The following is a 10,794-nucleotide window of genomic DNA, read 5'->3' as shown; positions in this document are numbered from 1 at the left end:
GAATCACTAACTACTGAAGTACAAGTTGCATTTTTTGCTGTAACGGTATAACTTGTTCCAACCGTCATTCCTGTAATAGCACCCGTAGTACCAACACTTGGACCTGCCGGAGTAAAAGTATACGTTAATCCTGAAGCGTAATTTGAGATTGTTGAACTTCCATTAGCTGAACATGTAGCCCCGGTTGTAACTATGGTTGGCTTTATTGGAGTCGCTGGTTGGCTATTGATTGTAAAAGAGGTTGTTCCTGAAATACAACCATTAGCTGAAGCTGTAATACTATAATTTCCTGTAGATGCTACTACAGAGTTACCTGTTCTGACAACTCCAGTTGATGGTGTTATCGTATAACTATAAGCTCCGTCAAAATTGGTAATCGTAAAATTTCCTGTAGCAGTTGAACATGTAGGTTGCGTTATAGCGCTTATAGTTGGTGCTGGAGTTGTATTTACAGTCACAGCCCCATTTATTGTTGCAGCTACACAAGGTGTAGTATGGCCAACTGTTGTTATGGTATAAGTCCCACTTGCAGATGGAGTTCCTGAGATAGTTACTGTTTTTGCATTACTATCTACAAATGCTGTTAATCCTGTTGGTAAATTTGTTACCGTTGCATTTGTTGCACTTCCTCCAAAAGTATAAACAGCACTAGGAATTGCTGTCCCTGAACAAACCGTTGGATTTTGTGTACCGCTTGTAAATACAATTGTAGAGGCATTATTTACAACAGCTGCAACTGCAATTCTTGATGTTGTAGTACAACCTTCAGGTGTAGTAGCCCCCACATAATAAGTCGTGGTAGTTGATAAATTTGGTGTTGTAAAACTCGTTCCTGTTCCTAATGGTGTAACTACTGTTGGATCTGCATACCAATTGATAGTTGCTCCAGTAGATGCGGTTGCCTGTAATGTTAATGTTCCGGCACCACATCTTGAACTTTCTGTTGTTGAATTTATTGTTGGTCTTGTATTAATTGTTGCTACAACTGCAGTTCTTGTACCTGTTGTACATCCGTTATTAGTTGCATCTACATAGTAAGTCGTTGTTGTGGATAAACTTGGTGTAGTAAAACTTGTTCCTGTTCCCAACGATGAACCACCTGTTGATGATGCATACCAATTAATTGTCCCTGCTGATGCTGCAGCTCCTAAAGTCACTGTTCCGGCATCACATCTTGATGCTGGTGTTGTTACTGTGATTGTTGGTATTGCGTTAATAACAAAATTAGTAGCTGCTCTACAATTTGAAGCGCCTGCACAAGCGGCATAATAGGTTACAGTTCTTGCCGTATTAGTGTCTGACAAACCTGATCCGGTAACTCCAACCGGATTAAAATTGGAACCTGTATATATTGGTGATCCTCCTGAAGCTACTGTATACCATTCGATGTTAGCTGATCCGGAACATGTAGAAGTAGCTGTCAATACTCCGCTTCCTCCCTGACAAATAGAAACTCCGGTTGTCGTTGGGGCTCCTGCAACAGTATTAATAACCATACTGCCAGTAGGAAGTGAAGTACATCCCTGAGCATTTGTAGTTGTTACTGTATAACTATTTGGTACTAGTCCGGAAAAAACTCCTGTTGTATTGCTTACTGGTGCAGTTACAGGATTTGATCCTCTTAATGTATAACTTATACCTGTACCGTTAGCTGGTGTATTTACTGTTATAGTTCCTGTAGGTGTAGCACAACTTGATTGTGTTATTGTAGTTGTTGGCGTAGCTGGCAAAGCTAAAATTGTTATATCATCAACCGTTACAGATGTACCATTGAAATTTGTTCCGGGAACATCTGCCTGATTAGCGCCTTCATATTTTTTATTTGCTGATCCGTAAGCGTTTACTAAAGCAGTTATTTTTCTATTAGAATCGACAGTAGTACGGGTTGGATCAAGATACAATGCCTGCGCATTTGAACTATAAGTACCTGCAGCAATCGAAGTTGCTACTTTACCTACTAAAGTTATCGTTACAATTCCGTTTTGAGCAATATTGAATCCTCCAAATAAAGGATTATTAGCTGATGCAGTATTTGTTAAAGTACCTGAAGGTCCTGTAGCATCAGTTGAATATGATGCTGTTGCTGAATCAAATTCAATACCTGTAGGAAAACTAAAGTCTAAGAATACACCTGCAGCATTTCCACCTGCTGTATTTTTTATCTGAATTTCATACGAGACTTTCTCTCCAATCGAATTACAAGCTGATGCATTAGCTAAAGATTTTACTTTTGTCTCAAGAACAGGAAAACAATTTGAATTAATCTGTAAATTTTGTGGTACATCTTGTGTTGTAAAAGTTGAGACATACCCCGCTGTTCCATTTACTGCACCATGATTAATCCCTTTTCCGGCATTAGATTTACCTGCTAAACCGCCAATTACGCTAGTAGTTATTGTAACTGTGCCCGAAAGATTATGGCTGATAATACCACCTCCGCCTCCACCACCTGGTCCGTGCTCATTATTATCATCATTTTCTGTATTTCCGCCTTTTCCTCCATTAGCTTCTATTTTAATATTAGCGGTACTATTATTGGAAACATTCAACAATACTGTTCCTCCGGCTCCACCACCTCCGGCTCCATCTGGTGAACCAGAGTAAGTTCCGGCTGCACCGTTTCCTCCATTAGCATAAATAAAACCGTTACCTAGAACTGTACCTGCATTAATGAGAATTATAGCTCCACCTACACCACCTTTTACACCTGTCGAAGCATTATTAGCATCACCTGCTCCTCCTCCACCTCCCATGATAAGCCTTGGGAATGAAGTAGCTGTAAGATACGATTTGAAACCTGGTCTTCCTCCTCCGGTATAAGCCGGAAAGAGATCACCACCACCACCTTGCCATCCGGCACCACCTAAGCCGCCAAATCCACCATTACCACCGCCACCGCCACCGGTATTATGATCATTACCACCTCCACCGGCATTAGCAGGAGCTCCTCTTCCTGAAGACCCTCCGGGCATTCCTTCAACTCCATTATTAACTTCATTATATCCATCCCACATGTAGCGTGGTGTTCCGGCCATTCCTTCTCCTTTACCCGAAATTTTGTTATCCGTTGATAAACCTACATAAGTTTTAGAATCATTAGCGTTTGAATCTGCTTTTGGACTATATCCTCCTCTAAATCCACGGGCATTTCCATCAATAATATATCCTCCAAAATTAAATGTTCCTGAAACATTAAAAGCAATAACACCACCCGCAACACCATTAAAAGGTGGCGTAGTGATATTAGATGTTAAAGTTAGATTAGAGTATTGAGGCACTCTGACAATCTGAAATGTTCTCTTGCCTCTTGATGTTGTTGCATCAGCATTATAAAAACTATTAAGAACACCTCCTCCGGTACCTGTTCCTTTAAATGTTAAATTACCTCCTGTTAATGGAACACTATTTGTCGCAATAACATATTCAAAAATACCAGTATTTCCAATACTTGTAAATCCAGTCCCTCCTAAGGCATCCGGACCACTATTAGTAGTTCCTGAACCATAATTAGAGCTATTACTAAAATCAATTGTCGCATCCTGCATTTGGATAATCAAGATCAAATCTCCTGTAGAAATTTGAGTTGAACCAAAATTATTGCCATAGCTATCTGTTGTAGGCACCTTTCCAAGCAATATAGACTGAGCTCCGGCATTTAAAGTAATATTACCTGAAATTGGATAATAAGTATTTATAGAACTTGATATCGTAACAGGACCGTCACCTCCAGGTGTCCCGCAAACTTGCGCAAATGACGAAATAGATGTTAATGTAAATAATAAGACAAGAGAGATTAGCTTAAATGAATTAAACTTTCTAAAAGTAAAGTTACGCATAGACAACTGTGATTTTAAGAATAGAAATATTGAACGCTGAAGAACCTGTGTTGGTTTTCAACATCTGTAGCAGATACGATAAAATAAAAAGAATGGATGTGATAAGTCTTAGAAAAGTCTTTTCAAGATCTTTGTAAAAATAAAGTAACGTTTGCACCATAAGTATATTTGGTTCAAGCCACAAAGGTGGTCTCAAGATTAAATTAGTAGTTTTGGAGGCGCGAAAATATGCAAACACCTATGTACTAACCACTTTACTCGTTAAAATGCACAGATAAACGTTAAACAACACTTTTTAACGACTAAAATTAACCTTAAGCCGCAAAAAATATAACTATTTGATAACAAAACTGCAGAAATTTCTTAATTTTTTATTGTATTGTTAGCATTTAAAAGATTTGCCGACAAAAACATAAAAATCTTACAAAAAATAAAAATCGCAATAATTAAATTTTGTAAATTAGGAGGAATAAAAAACAAGTAAAAGATTACAAGAAAATCTATTTCAAAAATTTGATGTTCCGTTTCAAACCTTCAAATTTGGTTCTTTTGATAGGAGAATTTTTAAAAACTGCACGAAAAGTTTCTTCTGTAATTTCGATCCAGTCTTTTTTAGAAAAAGAAAGTAATTCAGAATTTGGATTAAATAAGGGTTCCGAATGAGGTTTCGAGAACCTGTTCCAGGGACAAACATCCTGGCAAGTATCACAACCAAACATCCATTCATCAAATTTTCCTTTCATTTCATAAGGAATATTTTCTTTAAGTTCGATGGTGTAATAAGAAATACATTTGCTCCCATCAACAACATGAGGAGAGACAATTGCCTGTGTAGGACAAGCATCAATACAAGCAGTACAGGAACCACAATGATCTGTAACAGCATGATCATATTCTAATTCTAAATCAAGTATAAGTTCAGCAATAAAATAAAAAGATCCGACTTTTTGAGTGATCAGGTTACCACTTTTACCAATCCAGCCTAAACCGCTTTTAGCCGCCCATGCTCTGTCTAAAACCGGAGCAGAATCAACAAAAGCTCTGCCAGATACGTCGCCGATATTTTCCTGAATAGCGTGCAAAAACTCTTTTAACTTCTCTTTGATTACAAAATGATAATCCTGCCCATAAGCATATTTAGAAATTTTGAAACTTTCTTCAGTTTGAACTTCAGTTGGATAATAATTTAGTAAAAGCGAAACAACACTTTTAGCATCGTCAACCAATAAAGTAGGATCCAAACGTTTATCAAAATAATTCTCCATATACGCCATTTGACCATGATGGTTATTATTGAGCCACTTTTCAAGTCTTGGAGCTTCCTCTTCCAGAAACCCGGCTTTGGATATACCGCATGAAAGAAAACCAAGTCGTTTTGCTTCAGATTTTATAAATTTCGAATATGTCTCTTTGGCATTAATTGTCATCTTTCTGAAAATGAAACTTCTACGTCAACAGGTTTTAATGTAATTAAAGGATTAAAACGAACAATGTCGTTACTGGATTTAATCGTGTATTTTTTTACAATATGGGCTATTGTTAAGCACATTTCATAAATAGCAAATCCCGAACCAATACACATTCTTGGTCCGGCGCCAAAAGGATAAAAGTATTGCATCGATTGCTTTTTTTGTTCTCCAAGAAAACGTTCCGGAATAAATTCATCCGGATTTTGCCAATATTTTGGATTTCGGTGCAACTCATAAAAAGAAACTCCAATTAGTGTTTCCTTTTTTATATAATAACCTGCAAGTGTATCATCCGAAACATTCTGTCTATCGGTGATCCAGGCTGGCGGATACAAACGCATGGATTCGTTTAAAACTGCATTTGTATAAGTCATCTTCTGAAGCTGTTCTACTATGTCTGTAGTCTGCGATTCAATTTCAACAATTTCATTATATATTTTTTTTTGTATTTCAGGATGTGTCCCTAAAAGATGCAGCGTAAATGTTAAAGCGTTTGCTGTTGTTTCATGTCCGGCAATAAAGAGAACTTTAATTTCATCAACCAATTGCTTTACTGACATTCCTTCACCCGTATCTTCATATCGGGTTTCTAAAAGCATATTTAGTAAATCGTTAATTTCTTTTTTTGATGCAACTCGTTCTTCTATAATTTCTTTTATGATCTGATTGTTTTCTTCTGCAAGTTCAAGATGTCTTTTCACCTGTCCGCTTAATGAAAACCACCATGCTTTATGTGGAAGCCGGATTTCTTTAATTAAGAAATTCTGAACTTCTTCAGTTATAAATTTTATCCGATTTAATTTTTGATCTGAAATTGAAAGCTGAAATAAAGATTTAGCCACAACATTGAACGCTAACTGACTCATTACTGGAAAAAGATCAACCGGTTTTTCTGCCTCTAAAACATCTAGTTCAGAAACAATAGTCTGATTCATGTTTTCAACCAGTTGATTCATTTTTTGTTTATGAAAAGCAGGCTGAATAAGTCTTCTTTGCTTCAACCAGAAATCCCCATCAACAGTCAGCAATCCTTTTCCTAAATATTTAGAAAGATAGACAGATTGAAACTTAGATTTGTGATAATTCTTTTGGTTTTTCTGCAGAATATACTGAGCAATTTCATTATCACGAGATAAAATAATATGTTTCGAATAACCTATTTTTAGTGAAAACGAATCTCCAAGCTGATCAAAATATCTTTTATGAAACGGAATCGGATTTTTACGTACTCCTTCAGCATCCAGAAAAAATCTCAATATTGAAAGTCTGTTAGGATAATTATATTTTTTGTTTTCAGACATTCTTAATAGAATTAAAACAATCCACCCTGAATATTTGTGTTTATTTTCCCCAAATGCTTATATGCCTTATCTGTCACTTCTCGTCCACGTGGTGTACGCATAATGAATCCTTCCTGAATCAAAAATGGTTCATATACTTCTTCAATAGTTTCACTACTTTCTGAAACAGCTGTTGCTAAAGTCGAAAGTCCGACAGGTCCACCTTTGAATTTATTAATAATCGTTAATAAAATCTTGTTGTCCATTTCATCTAAACCATGAGCATCTACATTAAGTGCTTTTAATGCATAACGTGCAATTTCAAGATCAATAGTTCCATTTCCTTTTATTTGTGCAAAATCACGAACTCTTCTCAGCAATGCATTAGCAATACGAGGTGTTCCGCGACTTCTGCCGGCAATTTCGATAGCAGCATCCAAAGAAATTGGCATTTTAAGAATAGAAGAACTTCTTTCGACAATAGTAGTCAAAAGTTCAGTAGTATAATACTGTAAACGTGATGAAATCCCGAAACGTGCCCGCATTGGAGCTGTTAATAATCCGGAACGTGTTGTAGCTCCTATTAGAGTAAAAGGGTTTAAATTGATTTGGACTGTTCTTGCATTTGGTCCGGATTCAATCATAATATCGATTTTAAAATCCTCCATTGCAGAATATAAATATTCTTCTACAATTGGACTCAAACGATGAATCTCATCGATAAATAAGACATCTCTTTCGTCAAGGTTAGTTAACAGACCTGCTAAATCTCCAGGTTTATCTAAAACTGGACCTGAAGTAATTTTAATTCCAACCTCAAGTTCATTGGCAAGGATATTAGCTAAAGTAGTTTTACCTAATCCGGGAGGACCATGAAAAAGTGCATGATCAAGAGCTTCGCCACGCTGGTTGGCAGCTGCAACAAAAACTTTTAAATTTTCTAAAACCTGATCTTGTCCGGCAAAATCATCAAAGGATAGCGGACGTAATCTTTTTTCAAGATCTAATTCTTCTGGGTTATACCCATTTGTAGTGGGATCTAAGTTCTCATTCATTTTACAAAGATAGACAAACTAATTAGTTTCTAAAATAGTAAAAGTAGACAGCTTAAACTTTAACTAAAACAAAAAAGACTGCTTTAATAGCAGTCTTTTTTAAATATTTTTAGTGGTGTAAAACTTCTTCACCTTCTTTCATTGGTACATTTTGCGGTACAAAATCTACATCATGATTAGGGTTACTATAGTCATATGGCCAACGGTATACGTGAGGAATTTCTCCTGGCCAGTTACCGTGAATATGTTCTACAGGAGTAGTCCACTCTAATGTAGTTGATTTCCATGGATTCTGAACAGCTTTTTTACCGTAGAAAATACTGCTAAAGAAGTTGTATAAGAATACTAATTGGAATGCACCTCCCACAAGAGCAAATGTTGTAATTAAAACATTCACATTTTGTAAATCATCAAATAATGGGAAGTTTGTGTTTGTATAGTAACGTCTTGGTAAACCAGCTAATCCAATAAAGTGCATTGGAAAGAATACTCCATAAGCACAAACTGCTGTTACCCAAAAGTGAATGTAACCTAAGTTTTTATTTAACATTCTTCCGTACATTTTAGGGAACCAGTGGTAAATACCAGCAAACATTCCGTAAAGAGCAGAGATACCCATTACTAAGTGAAAGTGAGCAATTACGAAGTAAGTATCGTGAACGTTAATATCTAAAGTACTATCTCCTAAAATGATTCCTGTTAAACCTCCAGTGATGAAAGTAGAAACCATTCCGATAGAGAATAACATTGCTGGGTTAAATTGTAAGTTACCTTTCCATAAAGTTGTAATCCAGTTGAAAGCTTTTACAGCAGATGGAATTGCAATCAATAAAGTTGTAAAAGTAAATACAGATCCTAAGAAAGGATTCATACCTGAAATAAACATGTGGTGACCCCAAACAATTGTAGATAAAAATGCAATTGCAAGAACTGACATAATCATCGCTCTGTATCCAAAGATTGGTTTACGAGAGTTCGTAGCCATAATTTCAGAAACAAGCCCCATTGCAGGTAAGATTACGATATAAACCTCAGGGTGTCCTAAGAACCAGAATAAGTGCTCAAACAAAACAGGAGAACCTCCTTGGTAGTGTAAAACCTCTCCAGCAATATAGATGTCAGACAAGAAGAATGAAGTACCAAAACTTCTGTCAAAAATCAATAATAAAGCAGCAGATAATAAAACCGGGAATGAAATAACACCAATAATAGCTGTTACAAAAAATGTCCAGATTGTAAGTGGAAGTCTTGTCATAGACATTCCTTTAGTTCTCAAGTTAATAACAGTAACGATGTAATTTAAAGATCCCATTAAAGAAGATGCGATAAAGATTGCCATCGAAACTAACCATAAAGTCATACCAGTTCCAGATCCAGGGATCGCTTGCGGTAAAGCACTTAATGGAGGGTAGATTGTCCAACCTGCAGAAGCTGGTCCAGCTTCAACAAATAAAGAACATAACATTACTACAGCAGATAAAAAGAACAACCAGTATGAAATCATGTTCATAAACCCGGAAGCCATATCTCTTGCTCCAATTTGAAGTGGAATAAGTAAGTTACTAAAAGTTCCACTTAAACCAGCCGTAAGTACAAAGAATACCATGATAGTACCGTGAATTGTAACTAAGGCCAAATAAATATCATTTGCCATTACACCATTAGGTGCAAATTTATCTCCTAATAAAACATTAAAGATTTTAAAAGACTCTTCCGGCCATGCCAATTGCATTCTGAAAAGCAAGGACATTGCAATACCGATTACTCCCATAACAATACCTGTAATTAAGTATTGTTTAGCAATCATTTTATGATCAATACTAAAGATATATTTAGTAATGAACGTGTCTTTATGATGATGTTCGTGCTCGTGATCGTGTCCGTGATCGTGATCGTGCGCTTCTGCTGACATATATGTGTACTTTAAATTTTCTTAATAAATATTATTTCATAGCAACTTTAGCTACAGCTGCTTTAACAGTGTCTACAACCGCTTTAACTGTATCTTTAATTTTAGCAGCAGCAGTATCTGTAGTAGCTTTAGCTCCTTCAGCTGGTTTCTCAGCAGCGGCAGCCGCTTTGATATCCTGAGCTAAAGTCGTTTTCTCGCTTAACCATTTTTTATAATCTTCCGGAGTATCAACAACAACTTTCATTTGCATGTTGTAGTGAGAAGCTCCACAAATTTTATTACATAATAATAAATAATCAAATGTATAAGGATCTAAAGCTGTTCCTCCTTTAGCCACTAACTCAACACTTTTTTCTGCTCTAAGTTTATTGATGTTAGCTACTTTTTCAACCATAAAAGGCAACTCTCTGTATTCAGCAGTAGTATAAGTTGGGATAAAAGCAAATTCAGTAACCATACCAGGAACACAGTTCATTTGTGCTCTAAAGTGAGGCATGTAAGCTGAGTGCAATACATCCTGAGAACGCATTTTGAAATGTATTTTTTTCCCTTTTGGAATATGCAATTCAGAAACTACGATATCATCCTGAGCATTAGGATCAGACATATCAACTCCTAAAGTATTTACACCTTCGATTAAACGAACGTTAGCTTTTCCTAAAACATTATCCTGACCTGCATATCTTGCAGTCCATTTAAATTGCTGAGCGTATAATTCAATTTCGATTACATCTTCGTCTTTGTCAACAAACATGATGTTGTTCCAGGCATATAATCCATAAAGAATTAAACAGGCTAAAACTACAGATGGAATAATACTCCAGATTGCTTCTAATTTATTACTATCAGCAAAGAATAATGCTTTTTTATCTTTATGTCCTCTGTTTTTAAAAGAAAACCAGTATAATAAACCTTGAGTAATTACCTGAACTGTAAAAATTAAAACCCAGGTAATGTTCATCAAATTATCTACTAAAAGTCCATGCTCAGAAGCTGGAGTATGAAGTGCTAAATTACCCCATTTTAGTAATCCGTAAATTGTAAATATATAAATGAAAGCCAAAAAGCCAAACAAAATATATCCCTGAACATTATTATCATTATCTGATGCAATTTGAGAATCGTCCGAAGAAGATCCTACTTGAGTAAGATCAAATATCTTGGTCAATTGCCATAATGCAACTGCTAATAAAACTAAAACTATAATTACCAACAAACTTGTCATCTGTTTACTTCTTTAAA

General features: G+C 36.0%; 6 protein-coding genes. All 6 read right to left on the bottom strand.

The genetic code is table 11. From position 1 onward, the window contains the following. Positions 1 to 3,836, bottom strand: a 3,836-nt coding sequence (locus tag A4F88_RS25860; protein WP_068845009.1) for a beta strand repeat-containing protein, incomplete at its 3' end; no start/stop codon positions are given. Positions 3,837 to 4,336: 500 nt separating this feature from the next. Beyond that, positions 4,337 to 5,263 (bottom strand): tRNA epoxyqueuosine(34) reductase QueG, encoded by a 927-nt coding sequence (gene queG / locus A4F88_RS22485; RefSeq protein ID WP_068845008.1) that lies wholly within the window; start codon positions 5,261 to 5,263, stop codon positions 4,337 to 4,339. Then, complete coding sequence (locus A4F88_RS22480; protein WP_068845007.1) at positions 5,260 to 6,606, bottom strand: cytochrome P450; 1,347 nt, start codon at positions 6,604 to 6,606, stop codon at positions 5,260 to 5,262. Before A4F88_RS22480 ends, queG begins: the two co-directional genes overlap by 4 nt. A gap of 11 nt (positions 6,607 to 6,617) precedes the next feature. Beyond that, a complete protein-coding gene (gene ruvB / locus A4F88_RS22475) occupies positions 6,618 to 7,640 on the bottom strand; it encodes a Holliday junction branch migration DNA helicase RuvB (RefSeq protein ID WP_068845006.1) in 1,023 nt (340 codons plus the stop codon). 109 nt (positions 7,641 to 7,749) lie between these two features. Next, positions 7,750 to 9,552, bottom strand: coding sequence for a cytochrome c oxidase subunit I (locus A4F88_RS22470; protein ID WP_068845005.1), 1,803 nt, complete (start codon positions 9,550 to 9,552; stop codon positions 7,750 to 7,752). A 31-nt stretch (positions 9,553 to 9,583) separates the two neighbouring features. After that, positions 9,584 to 10,777, bottom strand: a complete 1,194-nt coding sequence (locus A4F88_RS22465; RefSeq protein WP_068845004.1) for a cytochrome c oxidase subunit II — start codon at positions 10,775 to 10,777, stop codon at positions 9,584 to 9,586. Between the last annotated feature and the right edge of the window lie 17 nt (positions 10,778 to 10,794).

The sequence above is a fragment of the Flavobacterium chilense genome, assembly GCF_001602525.1.
In the GTDB taxonomy this organism is placed as follows: domain Bacteria; phylum Bacteroidota; class Bacteroidia; order Flavobacteriales; family Flavobacteriaceae; genus Flavobacterium; species Flavobacterium chilense.
The sequence above is the reverse complement of the archived record's forward strand: the minus strand, read 5'-3'. Positions and strand labels throughout refer to the sequence as shown.